At 73.6% G+C, this 19152-nt stretch carries 17 protein-coding genes; 10 read left to right on the forward strand and 7 right to left on the reverse strand.

Features of this window, described 5'->3' with window-relative positions; translation table 11 throughout:
* The first annotated feature begins 32 nt into the window (after positions 1 to 32).
* Positions 33 to 1271 carry an acyl-CoA dehydrogenase family protein gene (locus IE251_RS06650; RefSeq protein ID WP_189751949.1) on the forward strand — a complete coding sequence of 413 codons (1239 nt, stop codon included), beginning with the start codon at positions 33 to 35 and terminating at the stop codon, positions 1269 to 1271.
* A complete protein-coding gene (locus tag IE251_RS06655) occupies positions 1271 to 1819 on the forward strand; it encodes a nitroreductase family deazaflavin-dependent oxidoreductase (protein WP_189751950.1) in 549 nt (182 codons plus the stop codon). Before IE251_RS06650 ends, IE251_RS06655 begins: the two co-directional genes overlap by 1 nt.
* Here IE251_RS06655 and IE251_RS06660 read toward each other — a convergent pair.
* On the reverse strand, positions 1816 to 2493 hold the full coding sequence (locus tag IE251_RS06660) for a LysE family translocator (protein ID WP_189751951.1): 678 nt from the start codon (positions 2491 to 2493) through the stop codon (positions 1816 to 1818). The genes IE251_RS06655 and IE251_RS06660 overlap by 4 nt on opposite strands.
* An 82-nt stretch (positions 2494 to 2575) precedes the next feature.
* Here IE251_RS06660 and IE251_RS06665 point away from each other — a divergent pair, with 82 nt between their 5' ends.
* Positions 2576 to 3028: an Lrp/AsnC family transcriptional regulator gene (locus IE251_RS06665; protein WP_189752172.1), complete on the forward strand. Its 453-nt coding sequence runs from the start codon at positions 2576 to 2578 to the stop codon at positions 3026 to 3028.
* An 85-nt stretch (positions 3029 to 3113) separates the two neighbouring features.
* Here IE251_RS06665 and IE251_RS06670 read toward each other — a convergent pair whose 3' ends face one another.
* Positions 3114 to 3749, reverse strand: a complete 636-nt coding sequence (locus tag IE251_RS06670) for a TetR/AcrR family transcriptional regulator (protein WP_189752173.1) — start codon at positions 3747 to 3749, stop codon at positions 3114 to 3116.
* A 134-nt stretch (positions 3750 to 3883) separates the two neighbouring features.
* Here IE251_RS06670 and kbpA point away from each other — a divergent pair, with 134 nt between their 5' ends.
* Together kbpA and afsK are read left to right on the forward strand one after the other, a co-directional pair.
* Positions 3884 to 4618: an AfsK-binding protein KbpA gene (kbpA, locus tag IE251_RS06675; RefSeq protein WP_189751952.1), complete on the forward strand. Its 735-nt coding sequence runs from the start codon at positions 3884 to 3886 to the stop codon at positions 4616 to 4618.
* A 178-nt stretch (positions 4619 to 4796) separates the two neighbouring features.
* Positions 4797 to 7217: a protein serine/threonine kinase AfsK gene (gene afsK / locus IE251_RS06680; protein WP_189751953.1), complete on the forward strand. Its 2421-nt coding sequence runs from the start codon at positions 4797 to 4799 to the stop codon at positions 7215 to 7217.
* 67 nt (positions 7218 to 7284) lie between these two features.
* Here afsK and IE251_RS06685 read toward each other — a convergent pair whose 3' ends face one another.
* Genes IE251_RS06685 through IE251_RS06695 form a run of 3 tightly spaced genes read right to left on the reverse strand, consistent with a single transcriptional unit; the run spans position 7285 to position 9634 of the window.
* Positions 7285 to 8058 carry an enoyl-CoA hydratase/isomerase family protein gene (locus tag IE251_RS06685; protein WP_189751954.1) on the reverse strand — a complete coding sequence of 258 codons (774 nt, stop codon included), beginning with the start codon at positions 8056 to 8058 and terminating at the stop codon, positions 7285 to 7287.
* On the reverse strand, positions 8055 to 8462 hold the full coding sequence (locus IE251_RS06690; RefSeq protein ID WP_189751955.1) for a Zn-ribbon domain-containing OB-fold protein: 408 nt from the start codon (positions 8460 to 8462) through the stop codon (positions 8055 to 8057). Before IE251_RS06690 ends, IE251_RS06685 begins: the two co-directional genes overlap by 4 nt.
* Positions 8463 to 8467: 5 nt before the next feature.
* The gene (locus tag IE251_RS06695; protein WP_189751956.1) at positions 8468 to 9634 is read right to left on the reverse strand and encodes a lipid-transfer protein; all 1167 of its coding nucleotides are present in this window, start codon (positions 9632 to 9634) and stop codon (positions 8468 to 8470) included.
* Between the two features lie 86 nt (positions 9635 to 9720).
* Here IE251_RS06695 and IE251_RS06700 point away from each other — a divergent pair, with 86 nt between their 5' ends.
* Positions 9721 to 11316 (forward strand): FadD3 family acyl-CoA ligase, encoded by a 1596-nt coding sequence (locus tag IE251_RS06700; RefSeq protein ID WP_189751957.1) that lies wholly within the window; start codon positions 9721 to 9723, stop codon positions 11314 to 11316.
* Between the two features lie 124 nt (positions 11317 to 11440).
* Here IE251_RS06700 and afsS read toward each other — a convergent pair whose 3' ends face one another.
* Both afsS and afsR read right to left on the reverse strand, forming a co-directional pair.
* Positions 11441 to 11629 (reverse strand): regulatory protein AfsS, encoded by a 189-nt coding sequence (afsS, locus tag IE251_RS06705; RefSeq protein ID WP_189751958.1) that lies wholly within the window; start codon positions 11627 to 11629, stop codon positions 11441 to 11443.
* Between the two features lie 203 nt (positions 11630 to 11832).
* Positions 11833 to 14796 (reverse strand): SARP-family global regulator AfsR, encoded by a 2964-nt coding sequence (afsR, locus tag IE251_RS06710; RefSeq protein ID WP_189751959.1) that lies wholly within the window; start codon positions 14794 to 14796, stop codon positions 11833 to 11835.
* A gap of 211 nt (positions 14797 to 15007) precedes the next feature.
* Between afsR and IE251_RS06715 the strand changes: the two genes are divergently transcribed.
* From IE251_RS06715 to IE251_RS06730, 4 genes are all read left to right on the forward strand, one after another.
* Positions 15008 to 16228 carry an amidohydrolase family protein gene (locus tag IE251_RS06715; protein ID WP_189751960.1) on the forward strand — a complete coding sequence of 407 codons (1221 nt, stop codon included), beginning with the start codon at positions 15008 to 15010 and terminating at the stop codon, positions 16226 to 16228.
* Positions 16225 to 17151 carry a TIGR03619 family F420-dependent LLM class oxidoreductase gene (locus tag IE251_RS06720; RefSeq protein WP_229896637.1) on the forward strand — a complete coding sequence of 309 codons (927 nt, stop codon included), beginning with the start codon at positions 16225 to 16227 and terminating at the stop codon, positions 17149 to 17151. The genes IE251_RS06715 and IE251_RS06720 overlap by 4 nt, the downstream gene beginning before the upstream one ends.
* Before the next feature lie 9 nt (positions 17152 to 17160).
* Positions 17161 to 17931: an SDR family NAD(P)-dependent oxidoreductase gene (locus tag IE251_RS06725; RefSeq protein ID WP_189751962.1), complete on the forward strand. Its 771-nt coding sequence runs from the start codon at positions 17161 to 17163 to the stop codon at positions 17929 to 17931.
* A 98-nt stretch (positions 17932 to 18029) separates the two neighbouring features.
* A complete protein-coding gene (locus tag IE251_RS06730) occupies positions 18030 to 19148 on the forward strand; it encodes an LLM class flavin-dependent oxidoreductase (RefSeq protein WP_189751963.1) in 1119 nt (372 codons plus the stop codon).
* Positions 19149 to 19152: the final 4 nt, after the last annotated feature.

Consider the following 19152-nt stretch of genomic DNA (forward strand, 5'->3'; position numbering starts at 1 on the left):
TATGACGCTCCGTCAGATGGGGAGGGAAGGCCATGGACACGCGCCTCACCGCCGAGCAGGAGGAGATCCGCCGGACCCTGCGGGGGTTGCTGGGCAGCCGTTGCGGTCCGGCCGCGGTGCGGGCTGCCGTCGACACCCCGGCCGGCCACGACCCCCGGCTGTGGTCCGCCCTCGCCGACGGACTCGGCCTGCCGGGCCTCGCGCTCCCGGAGGCCTACGGCGGCGTCGGCTGCTCGGTCACCGAACTGGCCCTCGCCTGCGAGGAGACGGGCCGCGCCCTGGCCCCCACGCCGCTGCTCGCCACCTGCGCCCTCGCCGCCCCGCTGATCCTCGCCCTCGGTACCGAGGCCCAGCGCGCCCGGCTGCTGCCGTCCCTCGCCGCCGGGACCCTCACCGCCGCCCTCGCCGTCGCCGGGCCCGCCCTCGCCACCGCCCTCGACCTGACCGGCCCGAACCGCGGGTACAGCGCCGGCGGCGGACGGGCCGGCGGGATGCAGGCGCGGCGGGCGGACGGCGGCTGGCGGCTGTACGGCCAGGCCGCGCAGGTGCTGGACGGGCACAGCGCGGGGCTGCTGCTCGTCGCCGCGCACACCGGGGGTTTCGCCCGGTCCCGCACCCTGCTGTTCCTGGTGCCGGCCGGGACGCCGGGCCTGACCCGGACCCGGCAGACCGCGCTGGACGCGACCCGCCCGCAAGGCCGCGTACAACTACGTGATGCCCCGGCCGAGTTGCTGGGCTCCGAGGAGGCCGACGTGCTCCCCGCCCTCGCCGCGACCGGGGACACCGTGGCCGCCGTCCTCGCCGCCGAGGCCGTCGGGGCGGCCGGCCGGGTGCTGGAGCGGACCGTGGAACACGCCGGTCAGCGCAGGCAGTTCGGGCGGCCCATCGGCTCGTTCCAGGCGGTCAAGCACAGGCTGGCGGACGTGTACGTGGCCGTGGAGGCGGCGCGGTCCACCGCGTACCACGCCGCGTGGGCGGCGGCCCGCGGCCCGGGCGCGGGCGGCCTCGCCCTCGCCCAGTCCCTCCAGGCCCTGCGGCACGCCGCCGCCGAGGCGATCCAGCTGCACGGCGGCATCGGCTTCACCTGGGAACACGACGCCCATCTCTACTTCAAACGAGCGGCCGCCGACGACCTCCTCTTCGGCCCACCCCACCGCCTGCGCGAGCGGGCGGCGGAGCGGGAGGGGCTGTTCACGAGGGGTGAGGGGGCGGGGTTGTTCATGGGGGGCGAGGGGGCGGCGCCGGGTGAGGCTGCCGAGGCGGCCCTCTGATGGCCCGCGCCACCGGGCCCGAGCCCTCCGCCACCGGCCCCGGGCCCCTGCGCCCCCGCCCCCTCGGTCTCCGCCTCGTCCAGAAGGTGTCCTCCACCCGGCTCTTCGCCCAGGTGGCCCCCCGGGTGGTCCCCGCCCTCGACCGGGCCGTGCACCGGGTCACCGGCGGCCGGGTGCTGCTCAGTTCGCGGATGCTGCCGGGGGTGATCCTCACCTCCACCGGTGCGCGCAGCGGACTGCCCCGCCGCACCCCGCTGGCCTGCCTACCGGAGGAAGGGGGCGGCTGGCTGCTGATCGGGTCCAACTTCGGCCGGCCCGGCCACCCCGTCTGGACCCGCAACCTCCTCGCCCACCCCGACGCGACGATCGACTGGCGGGGCCGGGCCATCCCGGTCACGGCCCGTCTCCTCACCGGAGCGGAACGCACGGCGGCCTGGCGGGCGGCCCTCGCCTTCTGGCCGCCGTACGCGGTGTACCAGTCCCGGGTGGAGCGCGAGATCCGCCTCTTCCGGCTCACGCGGAGCGAGCCGGAGGCGCGGGAACCCTAGAGCGTCGCGAGCCGTTCCACGAGCAGGAACGCTCCGATGCCGAGCATCGCCGCGCCCGAGGTGCGGGTCACCGCGCGGGCCGCCGCCGGGCGGGCCGCGAGGAGGGCGCGGGCGAGGGCGCCGACGGTGAGGTAGACGGCCGCGCAGCACGCCATGTGGAGCAGGCCGAGCGCCGCCGTCTGCGCCGGGACGGGGAGGTGCGCGCCGCGCAGGGTGAGGAACTGGGGGAGTACGGAGAGATAGAGGAGCAGGCCCTTGGGGTTCAGGCCGCTGATCGTCGCACCGCGCAGGAAGGGCCGGCCGTCGGCCGCCGGTGCCGCGTCCGTCCCCGCGGACGCCGGACCCGACGCCCCGGGCACCGTCCCCGTGGCCGCCGGTCCCGTCGCCCCCGGCACCGCCGGCCGGCGCAGCACTCCCCAGCCAAGCCACAGCAGGTATCCCGCGCCCGCCACCGTCACGGCCGTCAGCAGGCCGGGGGAGCCTGCCACCAGGACCGCCAGGCCCGCCGTGGCCAGGGCGGTGTGGAGGGCGTAGCCGCAGACCAGGCCCGCCACCGCGCGCGGTGTCCGGCCGCCGCGCAGGGCGGTCGTGATGACGTACGCCCAGTCGGCGCCCGGTACGCACACCAGCAGCAGGTCCACGGCGAGGAAGGAGAAGAGCAGTCCCGAGTCCATGTCGGGCACATTAGGTGCGAATTACCCGAAAGTGTTCCCGAAATTTGCTCATGATCGCCAGTTGTGCGCAAAGATCTTCTCCATGGACGACGTGGACCGGAAAATCCTTGCCGAGCTCCAGCAGGACGGGCGGCTGACCGTGACCGAGCTGGCCGCCCGGGTGCGGCTCAGCGTCTCCCCCTGCCACCGGCGGCTGCGCGAGCTGGAGCGGGCCGGCGCCATCCGGGGCTACCGTGCGGTGGTGGACCCGGCCGCGCTCGGCCTGAACTTCGAGGCGCTGGTCTTCGTGTCCATGCGCCAGGAGGACCGGGACACGGTCGCCGAGTTCGAGCGGGCGGTCGGTGAACTGGAGCATGTGCTGGACGCCCAGCGGCTGTTCGGCGAACCGGACTATCTGCTCCGGGTGGCCACCGCCGACCTGGCCGCCTTCCAGCGGCTGTACGACGAGCGGCTCGCGACCCTGCCGGGGGTGCAGCGGCTGACCTCGACGCTGGTGATGAAGCACGTGGTGCGGGACCGTCCGCTGCCGGCATAGACGGCGGGCGGTGGTTCAGGGGATGAACCACCGCCCGCGAGACAGGACTTGGATCTGTATAAAGGGGTACGAAGGGCGCGGGCGCCTACTTGGACGGCTTCTTGCCGGTCACGCCCAGGTGCACCAACAGCGCCAGGTTCGGCTTGAGTTCGGCCTGCTTCACGCCCCAGGAGGTGAACCCCTTCTGGTGGGCCGCCACCGCCGCGAGCATCGCCACCAGCGAACCGGCCACCGCCGCCGGGTTCACGTCCTTGTCCACCCGGCCCTTGGCCTGGAGCTCCGCGATGGAGTCGGCCAGCGAGTTGTTGACCGAGTTCAGGATCTTCATACGGATCTTGTAGAACCGTTTGTCCCCCTCGGCCGCGCCCAGGTCCACGACCCGCAGGATCGCGTCGTTGCGGCGCCAGAACTCCAGGAAACCGTCCACGAGTTCCTGCGCGGTCTGCCAGCCCGACTTGCCGGTCCAGGCGCGCCCCGCGAGCAGTTCGGTCAGCCCCGCGCCCTCGGCCGCCATCTGCTCGGCGATCTCCAGGACGGCGCCTTCGACGTCGGGGAAGTACTGGTAGAAGGTCGCGGGCGACGTGCCCGCCCTCCGGGCGACATCGATGACCTTGACGTCCCGGTAGGGGGAGGAGCTGAGCATCTCGCTGAGGCAGTCGAGCAGCTTCTGCCGGGTCGCCTGCCCACGCCGGCCGGCCACGCGGCCGTCGACGGTACGCACTTGTCCTGTCATGCCGTCAGCTTACCGAGGGGTGATGGGAGCGCGATTCGGCCGACTGCAAATGGGGTGTGCGGGGGGATCGGGGGTGGTGTGCCTGGTCTGCGGCGTGCGCGCGTCCCGGTTACTTTTGCCGCATGGCCGAAAACAGGGCATCCACGAACGAAGAGACATACGGGGAGGGCGTCCCCTGCTGGGTCGACGCCCAACTGCCCGACGTCGAGGCGGGCAAGCGGTTCTACGGTGAGCTTTTCGGGTGGACCTTCCAGGAGGCGTACGGCTCCGCGGTGTGGGCGCTGCTGGACGGGGACCGGGTCGCGGCGCTGGCCCCCAAGACGGACGGCCGTATGCCCACCGTCTGGACGGTCTCCTTCGCCACCCCGGACGCCGAGGCCCTCGCCCGGCGGCTCACGGCGACCGGCGGCCGGATGATCACGGACCCGTACCCGGTCGGCGACCTCGGCACCGCCGCCCTGGCCACCGACCCCGGCGGCGCGGTGTTCGGGCTGTGGCAGCCCGGCACCCACCGCGGCTTCGGGCGCCGGCGCGCGCCGGGCACCTTCGTATGGGCGGAGCTGTACACCCGGGACACGGCCGCCGCCAACGCCTTCTACGGCGACCTCTTCCACGACGCCCTGTTCGGCTCCGGTGCCGCGCCCGACTTCGGCCGCGCGGACGTCACCGAGGTGTTCCCGGCCGAGATGCCCCCGCATTTCGTCGCCCACTTCGGGGTCGCGGACCTGGACGACGCCCTCGGGACCGTGCACCGGCTCGGCGGCCGGGTGCAGGCGCCGCCCTTCACCGCGTCGTACGGCAGGGTGGCCGTCGTCACCGACAATCAGGGGGCGTCGTTCGCGCTGCTCCAGCGATGATCCATCCGCTTTTGGGATGAATTAATGTGAGACACCCCGACTGTCACCGGGTTCGCAACCAGCCGCCCGGCCAGGAAGAATCGGGGTGCGTGCCGCCATGGCGGTGCGGTGGTGAGACGCTGCACTTCGGTCGCGTACATATGGGGTGGCGCGGCTCGTACGGGGAGGTGGCAGGCAAGTGGTGGATCAGCTGACGCAGCACGATCCGCGGCGGATCGGGCCGTTCGAGGTGCTGGGCCGGCTGGGGGCCGGCGGCATGGGGCTGGTCTATCTCGCGCGCTCGGCGTCCGGCCGGCGCGTGGCGATCAAGACGGTGCGCACCGAACTGGCCGAGGACCAGCTCTTCCGGGTCCGCTTCACCCGTGAGGTGGAGGCGGCCCGCGCGGTCTCCGGTTTCTACACCGCGGCCGTGGTCGACGCCGACCCCCGCGCCGCCGTGCCCTGGCTGGCCACCGCCTACGTCCCCGCGCCCTCGCTGGAAGAGATAGTGAACGAGTGCGGGCCGCTGCCGGCGCAGGCCGTGCGCTGGCTCGCCGCGGGCGTGGCCGAGGCCCTCCAGTCCATCCACGGCGCCGGGCTGGTCCACCGCGACCTGAAGCCCTCCAACGTGCTCGTGGTCGAGGACGGCCCCCGGGTGATCGACTTCGGCATCGCCTCCGGGGTCTCCAACACCCGGCTGACCATGACGAACGTCGCCGTCGGCACCCCCGCCTACATGTCCCCGGAGCAGGCCAAGGACTCCCGCAGCGTCACCGGCGCCAGCGATGTCTTCTCCCTCGGCTCCACCCTCGTCTTCGCGGCCACCGGACACCCGCCCTTCCACGGCGCCAACCCGGTCGAGACCGTCTTCATGCTGCTGCGCGAGGGCCCCGACCTCACCGGCCTGCCGGACGAGCTGCGCCCGCTGATCGAGGCGTGCATGCAGATGGAGGCCACCGCCCGGCCCACCCCGGCCGACCTCCAGGCCCAGCTCGCCCCGCACCTGTTCGGCTCCGGCTCCGACGACAGCGGCACCGCATCCGCCTGGCTGCCGGAGAAGGCCGTCGCGCTGATCGAGGCCCGCCGCGGCGGACGCCCCGCCGTACCGCCCGCCCCGGCCCCGACCGGCGGTCCGCGGGCCGCCGTCCGGCAGACGGTGCCCCCGCCCCCGCCGTACGACCCGCCGGTCCCGGTGCCGCCCTCGGCGCCCGTGTCCATGCCGGGCCCCGTGCCGATGCCGGTGGCGCCCTCGGCCCCCGTGCCGGTCCCGGTCGGCGCCCCCGACACCGGCCCGGTCAGGCTGGCCGGCGCCTCCGTCCCCATCGGCCCCGGACCCCGGGTCGCCGACGCCCGCGCCGCCGCCGTCAAGGCGCCGCCGCCCGAGGCCGGCCTGGTGGCCAGCTGGTCCCGGCCCCGCCCCGGCACGGCCACCGCCGACCCCGCCGTACCGCCCGCCCCGCCCGCCCCGCCCGTGCCCCCGGAGCCCGCGAGCGGCTGGCGGCCCTGGCGGTTCCGCATGTCGAACGATGTGTGGGGCACCCCGGGCGTGGCCGGCGACCTGGTCTACGTCACCTCCTTCGAGGTGCACGCCCTGGACGTGGCCACCGGCCGCCGCCGCTTCAAGACCCGGGACGTCGCCTGGTCGATGGCGGTCGCGGACGGCCGTATCCACGCCTCCGACGGACCCACCCTGTACGCGCTGGACGGCCGCGAGGGCACCGACCTGTGGCGGCTGTCCACGGACGCCTGGGTGTACTGCCTCAAGGCCGACCGGGGCACGGTCGTCACCGGCACCCGCGGCGGCGGCGTCCAGGCGTGGGAGGCGTCCAGCGGGCGGAAGCTGTGGGAGATCACCGGCTGCCAGACCGACTTCGAGTCCCCCGAGGCGGGCCCGGTCGTGCACGACGGCACGGTCTACGTCTGGCAGGACGCCCGGCTGCGCGCGCTCGAGGCCCGTACCGGCGAGGAGCGCTGGTCGTACCCCATCGGCGACGCGGCCTCCTGCGGCGGGGTCCCGGTGCGCCTGGCCCCGGCGCCCGACGGGTGCGTCTACATCTCGGCCGGCACCCGTGTCCTCGCCGTGGAGGCGGTGAGCGGCCGGGTGCGCTGGCACTTCGAGGCACCGGCGGTCTTCCTCAGCCCGCCCGCCTTCGCCCCCGGCCCGGCCGTCACCGGCGGCGGCGTCTACCTCGCCGACTACCTCGGCACGGTCTACGCCCTCGACGCCGCCGACGGCCGCGACCGCTGGCGCATCGCCACCGAGGCCCGCTCCTCCGTGGATCCGGTGCTGGTCGCCGCCGGGCATGTGCACGTCGGCAGCGGCAAGGGCCTGTACACCCTGGACGCGGTCACCGGCACCCCCAAGTGGCGCTTCCAGGCGGGCGGCGACGTCGTGGGCGCGCCCGCGGTGGCCGAGGGCCGGATCCACTTCGGCTCCACCGACCACCTCCTGTACACCCTGAAGGCCGACGACGGCCGGCTGCGCTGGAAGCTCGCGACCGGCGGTGAGATCACCGGCTCCCCGGTGGTCAGGGACGGTGTGGTCTACGCGTGCAGCAAGGACCGGTGCGTGTACGCGCTGGACGCGGAGAAGGGCACGGGCACGGCGCGGACCACCTGACGCCCCGGGCACCGGCCGGACTACGCGACGCCCCCCGGGCACCGGCACCGGGTGTTCCCGCCGCCGGCTAGCGCACCCGGTACTCCCGCCGCCGGCCGGCGAACAGCTCCGCCTGCCGCTCGGCCGGCAGATTGCCCAGCGCGACGAGGTGCGGCGCCTGCGCGAACGCCTGCGCGAGCGCCGCCTCCCGGGCCGCCCACAGCGCCCGCACGGTCCCCTGCACCCCCTCGGGCGGATACCCGGCGAGCACGGCCGCACAGCGCACCGCACCGGCCAACGCCCCGCCCTCCCCGGTCACTTCGGAGACCAGGCCGATCTCGTGGGCCCGCCGCGCGGAGATCCGCTCGGCCGTCCCCATCAGCATCATCCGCGCGGCCTCCCCGTACGGCATCCGCAGCGCCATCAGCGCGGACTCGTACGCGCTGACCATGCCGTACGTGGTGTGCGGGTCGAAGAACTCGGCCGTCGGGTCGGCCACGACGAAGTCGCTCTCGCCCAGCAGGTAGAAGGCCCCGCCGCAGGCCATCCCGCGCACGGCGGACACCACCGGCTTCCACAGCCCGTTCGCCTTCGGCCCGACGTCCAGCAGCGGATCGTCCCGCATGTACGGCGACGGGGGCTGCGGTACGACGGCGTCCCGGTCGATGCCCGTGCAGAAGGCCCGTTCCCCAGCCCCGGTGAGTACGACGGCCCGCACTCGCTCCGCGAACCGCAGCGTCCGCCAGACGTCCCTCAGTCCGGCGGCCATCCCCAGGTCGATGGCGTTGAGCCGGTCCGGCCGGTCCAGGGTGACGACGGCGACCCGGGTGTCCTCGTCGACGTCGAGGCGGACGCCGTTCACGCGAGCACCCACTGCGGCAGCCCGCCGGAGAAGACGGCCCGTACCCGGGCGCCGATCCGCAGCCGGCCGGGATCGACGGAGTCCAGCCGGGCCCCGGCGTGCGCGACCACGTTCCCCACGAGCCGGATCCGCGGGGCCTCCTCCAGCTCCACGACGACCACGTTGTACGGCGCCTGTTCCGCGTAGCCGGGCAGCAGCGGCGGATGCGCCACGACGTACGACCACACCCGCCCGCGCCCCGGCACCGGCCGCCACTCGCACGCGAAGGATTGGCAGTGCGGGCAGCAGGGCCGGGGCGGGAAGCGGGCCTCCCCGCAGTCGGCGCAGGCCTGGACGCGGAGCTCGCCGCGGGCCGCGTACTCCCAGAAGGGCGCGCCGTCGGCGTCGGTGACGGGGGTCAGCATGGCGGTCAGCTCCTCAGCAGCAGGGCGGAGGTGGGTACGTCCTCACCGGCCGTGACCAGGCAGGCGGCGGCGCCGGGCACCTGGGCGGTGCTGGTCCCGCGCAGCTGCCGCACGCCCTCGGTGATCAGGTTGAAGCCGTGCACATAGGCCTCGCTGAGCCCGCCCCCGGCGGTGTTGACCGGCAGCCGGCCGCCGGTCTCCAGGGCGCCCTGCTCGGTGAAGGCGCCGCCCTCGCCGCGCGCGCAGAAGCCGTAGCCCTCCAGGGACAGCGGGATCAGGGGGGTGAAGGCGTCGTAGATCTGCGCCACGTCGACGTCCCGCGGGGTGAGGTCGGCGTGCTTCCACAGGTGCCGGGCGGCGGTCCAGGCGGGGCCGGTCAGCGGGTCGTCGGTCCAGTAGTTGACCATGCCGTGGTGCTGGGCGGGCAGCCCCTGGGCGGCGGCGTGCACATACACGGGCCGCTGCCGGCAGTCCCGGGCCCGTTCCCGCCCGACGACCACGCAGGCGAGCGCCCCGTCCGTCTCCAGGCAGTTGTCGTACAGGCACAGCGGCTCGCTGATCCACCGGGAGGTCATGTACATCTCCCGGGTCAGCGGCCGGTCGTACATGACGGCGGCCGGGTTCTGGTTGGCCCGGTTGCGGCAGGCCAGCGCCACGTTGAACAGGTGGTCGCGGGTGACGCCGTACTCGTGCATGTAGCGCCGGGCCAGCATGGCGATCTCGTCGGCGGGCCGCAGCAGTCCGAAGGGCCGGGTCCACTGGGCCGGGGTGGGCAGCTGCGCGGTCGTGTTCGTCCACGGCCGGGGTCCGCTGCCGCGCTTGCGCGACCGCCAGGCCACGCCCACGGTGGCCTGCCCGGTGGCGATGGCGGCGGCCAGGTGCGCGACGGTCGCGCAGGAACCGCCGCCTCCGTAGCCCACCTTGCCGAAGAAGGTCAGGTCCCCGAACCCGACGGCCTTCGCCAGCTCCACCTCGTCGGTGTCCTCCATGGTGTAGGAGGCGAGCGCGTCGACCTCGCCGGGCGCGATCCCCGCGTCGTCGAGCGCGGCGAGCACGGCCCGGCAGGCGAGCGTCCGCTCGTCCTCGGCGAGGTGCCGGGCGAAGGCGGTCTGCCCGATCCCGACGATGGCGGCGGCGTCCTTGATCCCCGGTGCGGTCCCTGGTGCTGCCATGGCACCCCTCTCTCCTGACAGCCCGTCAGATTACAGCTAACCTGACAAGCTGTCAGCACTTGTTCCCGTGCGGGGGAGGACGGTCCGTGAGCGAGTGGGAGACCATCCCGGAACTGGTCCGGTCGGCGGCCGAACGGTACGCGGACACCCAGGCCGTGGCCGACGGCCGGACCAGGATCAGCTACGCCGAACTGGGCGCCCGGGTGGAGCGCGCGGCGGCGGCCTGCCTGGCGAGCGGGGTACGGGCCGGCGACCGGGTGGCCGTCTGGGCCCCCAACTCGGCGGAGTGGATCGTCGCGGCCCTGGGCGCGGTCTCGGCCGGCGCCGTCCTGGTCCCGCTGAACACCCGCTTCAAGGGGGCCGAGGCGGCGGACGTGCTGCGCCGCAGCCGGGCCCGGCTGCTGTTCGTGACGGGCACCTTCCTCGGCACGTCCTACGTCGCGGCCCTGCGCCGGGCGGCCGGCACCGGCCCCGCGACGGACCGCCCCCTGCCGGCCCTGCCCGACCTGGAACAGGTGGTCGTCTTCGCGACGGACGCGCCCCCGGCCTTCCGCACCTGGAAGGACTTCCTGACGGCAGGGGAGTCCGTACCCGCGTCGGAAGTCGGCACCCGAAGCCGGCACCTGACGGGCACGGCCCCGTCGGACATCACCTACACCTCGGGTACGACGGGCCGTCCCAAGGGCGTGGTGACCACCCACGGCCAGACCCTGCGCGCCTACGACATCTGGGCGGACCTCGCGGGCCTGCGCCGCGGCGACCGTTACCTGATCGTCAACCCCTTCTTCCACACCTTCGGCTACAAGGCCGGGGTGATCGCGTGCCTGACGCGCGGGGCGACGATGATCCCGCAGCCGGTGTCCGGCGCGGAGACGGTGCTGGCGAACATCGCGACGGAACGGATCACCGTCCTGCCCGGCCCGCCGGCCCTGCACCAGCAGCTCCTGGACCACCCGGCCCGGCACGCCCACGACCTGTCGACACTGCGGCTGGTGGTGACGGGCGCGTCGGTGGTGCCGCTGTCACTGGTGGAACGCCTGCGTACGGAGCTGGGCGTGGCGACCGTCCTGACCGCCTACGGCCTGTCCGAGGCGTCCGGCCTCGTCACGATGTGCCGCCGCGGCGACGACCCGTCCGTGATCGCGTCCACCTCCGGACGGGCGATCCCCGGCACCGAGGTGCGGGTGGCGGACACCGACGGCGCCCCCCTGCCGCCCGGCGCGCCCGGCGAGGTCCTGGTCCGCGGCTTCACCGTCATGCGCGGCTACGACGACGACCCCCGGGCCACCGCCGAGGCGATCTCCCCGGACGGCTGGCTGCGCACGGGCGACGTGGGCGTCCTGGACCCCTCGGGAAACCTGCGCATCACCGACCGCCTGAAGGACATGTTCATCGTCGGCGGCTTCAACGCCTACCCCGCCGAAATAGAACGCCTCCTCCTGACCCACCCCGACGTCACGGAAGCGGCGGTCATCGGCGTCCCCGACCCCCGCCTGGGCGAGGTCGCCAAGGCCTACGTGGTCCCCCGCCCCGGCTCCCCCCTGACCCCGGACACCTTGATCACCTGGTCCCGCCACGAGATGGCCAACTACAAGGCCCCGAGATCAGTGGAATTCCTCCCGACCCTCCCCCGGAACGCGAGCGGAAAGATACTGAAGGGGGAGCTTCGGGCGCGGGGCTGACCGCCCGGCCGGCATGCCAAGGGGCCGGGTCCCCCGACCCGGCCCCTCGACCCCCCGTTCACACCCCGGCCACGACGACTCCCCCTCCGCGCCGCCGCGGCCGATCCCCCGTCGGGTTGGTGGCTTACTTGTCGTTCAGGTCCAGGGCGCGCGGCGGGGCCGGCATGGCGTTGTCCATCGTCTTGATGGTGTCCTTGAGGGGACCCGACGGCATCGCGTTGTCGAGAGTGGTGATGGCGTCGTCGGCGGCAGGCGGCGTGGGCATGGCGTTGTCCTGCGGAGTGGCCGCCGCGTCCTTCGTCTGGTCGGTCATGATCTTTGTTCCTCCGCTGTTGTGACGAGTGACGAACGCCCGCCCAGGGGCTCCCCCGAGGGCCACCGGACGGGCGTTCGGAGCCGCACTCTATTGGGTCGGGCTCCATGTCAGACCGTCTGCCCCCCGACGCGACGGTCCGGCACGTAAGAGATTGCCTGCTGCTGATAAACGAATGCTGAACGTGGGCGTGAACGCGCGTCTCAATGGGCGGAGGTCGGTGCGACGAGTGCGCGCACGCTGTCGGCCTCCGGTGCCCCCGTCTGCTCGTACAGGTTGAGCGCCTCGCGCCAGCACGCCCTCGCGCGGTCTATTTGGCCGAGCTTGGTCAATGCCCGCCCCAGGAGCATCAGTACGTTGCCGCGCATGCGGTCGCCACCGATGCAGCCCAGTGCCAGAGCCTGCTCCGCGTACTGGGCGGCCTGTGCCGGGCGAAGGGCGGCCAGGTGCACCTCCGCGATACGGAAGTTGGTCGTTCCCTCCCACAGCCGCTGCCGGTGGTCGCCGAAGATCCGCAAGGCGTCGGAGAACTGGTTGAGGGCTTCACTGTGGCGGCCTGCCTGAATCATGGCGACCCCCAGCGCGTAGTGGCTGTTGGCGAGGCGCACGGTCCGGCCGATCTCGCTGTGTGCGGCGACTCCGCGCTGAGCGATCTCCACCGCTCGGGTGATGTCGCCCATCCCCAGGTAGGCCCGTGACAGATTCCCGAGGCTGGTTGCTTCGAACGGCCGGTTGCCCGCTGCTCGAAGCCCTTCTATGGCCCTCTCGAAGAAGGCTTTGCCCTCCGCGTGCCTCCCCTCGTGAAGGCACAGGAGTCCCCGGTTGTTCGCGACCCAGCTCTCAGCGGTCGAGTCGCCCACCCTTTCGGCCAGTTCGAGCGCGATACGGGCTTCTGCCTCCGCTTGCCGAATGCGTCCGGAAACGAGCAGGACGTCGGTCAGCACGGTGCGTGCCCTGCCCTCCGCCCGGGCGTCCCGTGCTGCGTGAGTCGCCTCGCACATCGCCCGAGCCGTCATCTCGTACTGGTGGGAGTTGGCTCCGGACTCGGTCAGGTCCTTGGCCGCCCACAGCAGGTCGACTCCGCGCCGCAGTCGGTCGGTCCCGGCGGTCTGCCTGACGCAGGCCAGGAGAGGGGCGGCCTCGGTGTACAGCCAGTCGAGCGCCGCCGTCGCCTCGGTGAACCGCAGCCCGGCGTACTCCGTCGGCTCCAGATCGTCCACCAGCCGGTCCCCAGGCCGCTCGACCGCGTACACCCCTGCCGTCGTCGCCAGATAGAAGTCCAGCAACCGCGACATCGCCGCCTCCCGTTCGCTCGGGCGGGCCTCGTCGCGTTCTGCGCAGGCTCGGGCGTAGAGGCGGACCAGGTCGTGGAAGCGGTAGCGGTTGGGGGCCGCGGATTCCAGGAGGGACGTGTCGACCAGGGATTCGAGGAGTTCCTCGGTGTCCTCGGCCGGGAGGTCCAGGACCGCTGCCGCCGCGGCCAGGGAGATGTCGGGGCCGTCGGCCAGGCCGAGGAGGCGGAAGGCGCGGGCCTGGGCCGGCTCCAGCTGGCCGTAGCCGAGTTCGAACGTGGCCTTGACCGCGAGGTCGCCCGCCTGGAGTTCGTCGAGCCGGCGCCGTTCGTCGGCGAGCTTGGCCGCCAGCACCGAGACCGTCCAGGTGCGGCGGGCCGACAGGCGGGACGCGGCGATGCGGATCGCCAGCGGCAGGAAGCCGCAGGCCGCCACGACGTCGAGCGCGGCCTCCCGCTCCGCCGCCACCCGCTCCTCGCCCACGATCTTGGTGAACAGGCACAGGGCCTCGTCGGGGGACATCACGTCGAGGTCGACCAGATGGGCGCCCGCGAGGTCGAGCATGCGGACGCGGGAGGTCACCAGGGCCGCGCAGCCCTCGGTACCGGGCAGCAGCGGCCGTACCTGGGCCGCGTCCTTGGCGTTGTCCAGCAGGACCAGCACCCGCCGGCCGTCCAGCACCGAGCGGTACAGCGCCGACCGTTCCTCCAGGGAGTCCGGGATCGCCGAGTCCGCCGTGCCGAGCGCGCGGAGGAAGGAGCCGAGGACCGTCTCCGGTTCGGCGGGGCGCGGACCGGCGCCCTGGAGGTCGACGTACAGCTGCCCGTCGGGGAAGGCGGACCGCGCGCGGTGGGCGACGTGCACCGCCAGGGTGGTCTTGCCGACGCCGCCGATGCCGGCCAGCGCGGACACCGCCATCACCCGGCCCTCCGCCTCGGACGCGGAGGACAGCACGGCGCTCAGGTCGGCGACGAAGGACGCGCGGCCCGTGAAGTCGGGCACGGTCGCGGGCAGCTGGGCGGGCCGGACCGGCGCCGCCGCCTGTTCCGTCACCGGCGCGGAGGGCTCGGCCAGGGCCGGGTCCGCCCGCAGGATGCGCTGCTGGAGGTCGCTGAGGCCGGGGCGCGGGTCGACCCCGAGCTCCTCGGCCAGCAGGCGGCGGGTGTCGGCGTACACCGCGAGGGCCTCCGCCTGCCGGCCGCTGCGGTAGAGCGCCAGCATGAGGAGTTCGCGCAGCCGTTCCCGCAGCGGGTGCGCCGCCGTCAGGGCGGTCAGTTCGGAGACCGCCTCGGCGTGGCCGCCCTGCTCCAGGTCCATGTCCAGGCGGGATTCGAGGAGCTGCAGCCGCCATTCCTCCAGGCGGGCCCGCTGGGTCTCCGCGTACGGGCCGGGCACCCCGGCCAGCGGCTCGCCGTCCCACAGCGCCAGCGCCTGCCGCAGCAGCCCCCGGGCCGTGCCGAGATCGCCGGCGCCCCGCGCCTTCTCCGCCTCCGCCGCCAGGTCCTGCGCCCTCGACATGTCCAGCGCGCCCTCGCCGAGCCCGCGCACGGCGTACCCGCCGGACTCGCTGACCAGGACCCCGGGGTCCAGGATCTTGCGCAGCCGGGACGCGTACGTGCGCACCGCCGCCAGCGCCTGGGGCGGCGGCTCGGATCCCCAGAGCGCGTCGATCAGCTCGGCCGCCGTGGCCGTACGGCCCTCCCGCAGCAGCAGCGCGGCCAGCAGGGCGCGCTGCTGCGGGGAGCCGGTGCCGAGCGCCTTCTCGCCGCGCCAGGCCCGCACCGGACCGAGCACGCCGAAGCGCAGCGTGCCGGTCTCCGCGGTGCCCGCGGAGCCGGCGCGCCGCTGCTCGGGTACTCGCGGCCCACCGTCCATGCGTTCGTCCCCCTCGGCGTCACGAACAACCCCGTCAGTTTGCCTTGTTCCGGGCGGTTGCGTCAGCCGTGCGAGACACCGATCACAAGGGCGCGGCCACCGGGGCACAAGGCCCTCACGCGTTCCACAGGGTTCTCACACCCCTTCGCGCGCCGGGGACGGCCCGTACACGTAGCTGACGGACCGTCAGATCGGCGCTACCGTGAACCGCATGGAGACCACACAGTTCCCGCCGATCATCTCCGTGGACGACCACACCGTGGAGCCCGCCGGTGTGTGGCAGGAGCGGCTGCCGAGCCGGTACCGGGAGACCGGGCCCCGGATCGTACGGGCGCCGATGAAGGAGATGACCTTCCTGGGCGGCCGTTTCAAGCCCGTCATGGGCACCCCGGGGGACGAGGGGCCGGTCGGCGACTGGTGGGTCTACGAGGACCTGCGCCGGCCCCTGATCCGGCTGGACACCGCCGTCGGCTACGCCAGGGACGAGGTCCGGCTGGAGGTCATCACGTACGAGCGGATGCGGGCGGGGTCGTACGACGTGTCCGCGCGCCTCGCCGACATGGACGTCAACCACGTCCAGTCCGCCCTGTGCTTCCCCACCTTCCCCCGCTTCTGCGGGCAGACCTTCGCCGAGGCCGCCGACAAGGAGCTGGCCCTGCTGTGCGTGCGCGCCTACAACGACTGGATGGTGGAGGAGTGGTGCGGGCCGCGGGCGGGCGGGCGGCTGATACCGCTGACCCTCGTCCCCCTGTGGGACGCCGCGCTGGCCGCCCGGGAGGTGCGCCGCAACGCCGCGCGCGGGGTGCGGGCCGTCGCCTTCTCCGAGATCCCCCCGCACCTGGGCCTGCCGTCGGTGCACGCCGACTACTGGGATCCGTTCTTCGCGGCCTGTGACGAGACCGGCACGGTGATCGCCATGCACATCGGCTCCAGCAGCCGGATGCCCTCCACCTCCGCCGACGCCCCGCCCGCCGTCGGCTCCGTCATCACCTTCGCCAACTGCTGTTTCTCGATGGTCGACTGGCTGATGAGCGGCAAGTTCGAGCGCTTCCCGAATCTGCGGGTGATGTACGCGGAGGGGCAGATCGGCTGGATCCCCTACATCCTCGAGCGCGCGGACGTGGTGTGGGAGGAGAACCGGGGGTGGGGCGGGGTCGCCGGCAAGGTGCGCCGGCCGCCGTCCGAACTGTTCGCCGAGCACGTCTACGGCTGCTTCTTCGACGACGCCTTCGGGCTGCGCAACCTGGACGCCATCGGCGCCGGCAACGTCCTGTACGAGACCGACTACCCGCACTCCGACTCCACCTGGCCGCGGTCCCGCGAGGTCGGCGAGGCACAGATGGGGCATCTCGCGCCGGACGTGGTCGAGCGGATCGTGAGGGGCAACGCCATCGAGCTGCTGGGGCTCACCCCCCAGGGACTGTGGCGGTGAGCGCGCCGGCGTACGGCATCCAGCTGCCCGTGCAGTCGCAGAGCACCCTGTACGCCGAGCCGTGGGAGGCCGCCGCCGGCCCGGCGGACCTGGTCGCCGTCGCCCGCGCGGCCGAGGCGGCGGGGTTCGCCTACGTCGCCTGCTGCGACCACGTGGCGGTTCCGCGCCGCCTGGCCGGGGCCATGGGCACGGTCTGGTACGACCCGGTGGCCACCCTCGCCCACCTCGCCGCCGTCACCACGCGGATCCGGCTGCTCAGCCATGTGGCCGTGGTCGCGCTGCGCCATCCGCTGCACACCGCGAAGCAGTACGCCACCCTGGACCACCTCTCCGGCGGACGGCTGGTCCTCGGGGTGGGCGCCGGGCACGTCCGGGAGGAGTTCGAGGCGCTCGGGGTGGACTTCGCGCGGCGCGGGGCCGTACTGGACGAGACGATGGACGCCCTGCGGGCCGCGCTGGGCCCCGAGGAGTTCCCCGAGCACCACGGGACGTACTACGACTTCGCCGGGCTCGGCCAGCGCCCCCGCCCCGCGCAGCCGCGCGTCCCCCTGTGGGTCGGCGGCTCCTCGCCCGCCGCCGTCCGCCGGGCCGCGCTGAAGGGCGACGGCTGGCTGCCGCAGGGGGACCCGCCCGAGCGGCTGGCCGAGCGGGCCGCCCGGATCCGGCGGCTGCGCGAGGAGGCCGGACTCGACGGCCCGTACACGGTCGGCGCCCTCGCCGGGCCGCTGTACGTCGGCCGGCCCGGCTGGGACGTCGGCCCGCGCACGCTCACCGGGCCCCCGGAGGAGATCGCCGCCTCGCTGCGCGCCTACCGGGCGCTGGGCGCGCACCAGGTCCAGGTGCGGCTGCGCAGCCGGAGCCGGGCCGAACTCATCGACCAGATAGGCGTGTTCGGGGCCGAGGTCGCGCCCCGGCTGGACTGAGGAGACGGTATGGGCAAGCTGGACGGGCGGGTCGTCCTCGTCACCGGGGCGGCGCGCGGGCAGGGCGAGCAGGAGGCGCGGCTGTTCCGTGCGGAGGGCGCCCGGGTGGCCGTGGCCGATGTGCTGGACGAGCGGGGGGCGGCCCTCGCGGAGGAGATCGGCGCGCTCTACGTCCACCTCGACGTGGGCACCGAGGACGGCTGGCGGCAGGCCGTGGCCGAGGTCAAGCGGGCGTACGGGCGCCTGGACGGGCTGGTCAACAACGCGGGCATCCTGCGCTTCAACGCCCTGGTGGACACCCCGCTGGAGGAGTTCATGCAGGTCGTGCAGGTCAACCAGGTCGGCTGCTTCCTCGGGATGAAGACCGTCGCGCCCGAACTCGCGGACGGCGGGACCATCGTCAACACCGCCTCGTACACGGCCCTGACCGGCATGGCGGCCGTGGGCACGTACGCGGCGACGAAGCACGCCGTGCTCGGGCTGACCCGGGTGGCCGCGCTGGAGCTGGCCTCGCGGCGGATCCGGGTCAACGCCATCTGCCCGGGCGCGATCGACACCGCGATGTCCAACCCGGCCCGGCTGGACCCGGACGCCGACCCGGAGGAGACGAGCCGGGCGCTGGAGGAGCTCTACCGGGGGCTCGTTCCGCTCGGCCGGATCGGGCAGCCGGAGGAGGTGGCCCGGCTCGCCCTCTTCCTCACCTCGGACGACTCCTCCTACATCACCGGGCAGCCGTTCGTGATCGACGGGGGATGGCTGGCCGGGGTCAGCGTGATCTGACCGGCCGTCGTCCCTTGACGGTCACGGCGGCCGGTGCGACAGTCGGCCGACAGCCGTATCTGACGGTGTGTCAGAAACTTTGAGGACGGTGAACCGCCGTGGAATTCGGGATCTTTGTACAGGGATACGTGGGCAAGCGCGCCGAGACCGACCCGCTGGCCGAGCACAAGGCGCTGATGGAGGAGACCGAGTACGTCATCCAGGCGGACAAGTCCGGCTTCAAGTACGCCTGGGCCTCCGAACACCACTTCCTGGAGGAGTACTCGCACCTGTCCGCCAACGACGTCTTCCTCGGCTACCTCGCCCACGCCACCGAGCGGATCCACCTGGGCTCCGGCATCTTCAACCCGCTGGCCCCGGTCAACCACCCGGTGAAGGTGGCCGAGAAGGTCGCCATGCTGGACCACCTCACCGAGGGCCGCTTCGAGTTCGGCAGCGGGCGCGGCGCCGGCTCGCACGAGATCCTCGGCTTCCTGCCCGGCATCACCGACATGAACCACACCAAGGAGATCTGGGAGGAGACGATCGCCGAGTTCCCCAAGATGTGGCTCCAGGACGAGTACGCGGGCTTCCAGGGCAAGCACTGGCAGCTGCCGCCGCGCAAGGTCCTGCCGAAGCCGTACGGGAAGTCCCACCCGGCGATGTGGTACGCGGCCGGGTCCCCGCCGTCGTACGCCATGGCCGCGCGCAAGGGGCTCGGGGTGCTCGGCTTCAGCGTCCAGAAGGTCTCCGACATGGAGTGGGTGCTGGAGCAGTACAAGACGGCGATCGTGGACGCCGAGCCGGTGGGGGACTTCGTCAACGACAACGTCATGGTCACCACGACCGCGATCTGCGCGCCCACGCACGCCGAGGCCGTCGAGACCGCGGTCGGCGGCGGGCTGCACTACCTGCCCTCGCTGGTGTTCCGCTACCACGACACCTTCCCCCGGCCGGAGGGGTTCCCGGTGTGGCCCGAGACCCTGCCGGAGTACACACCCGAGTTCGTGGAGCTGCTGATCGAGGAGGAGCTGCTGATCTGCGGCGACCCCGACGAGGTACTGCGCCAGTGCGAGCGGTGGGAGCGGGCCGGGGCGGACCAGCTGACCTTCGGGCTGCCGGTGGGGGTGCCGAAGGAGGAGACGCTGCGGACGATACGGCTGATCGGGGAGCACGTGATCCCGAAGATCGACACGGATCCGGTGCACCGGACCTCGCGGTTCCGGGCCGCCGGGTGAGCGC

Source organism: Streptomyces eurythermus (assembly GCF_014649115.1).
Taxonomy (GTDB): domain Bacteria; phylum Actinomycetota; class Actinomycetes; order Streptomycetales; family Streptomycetaceae; genus Streptomyces; species Streptomyces eurythermus.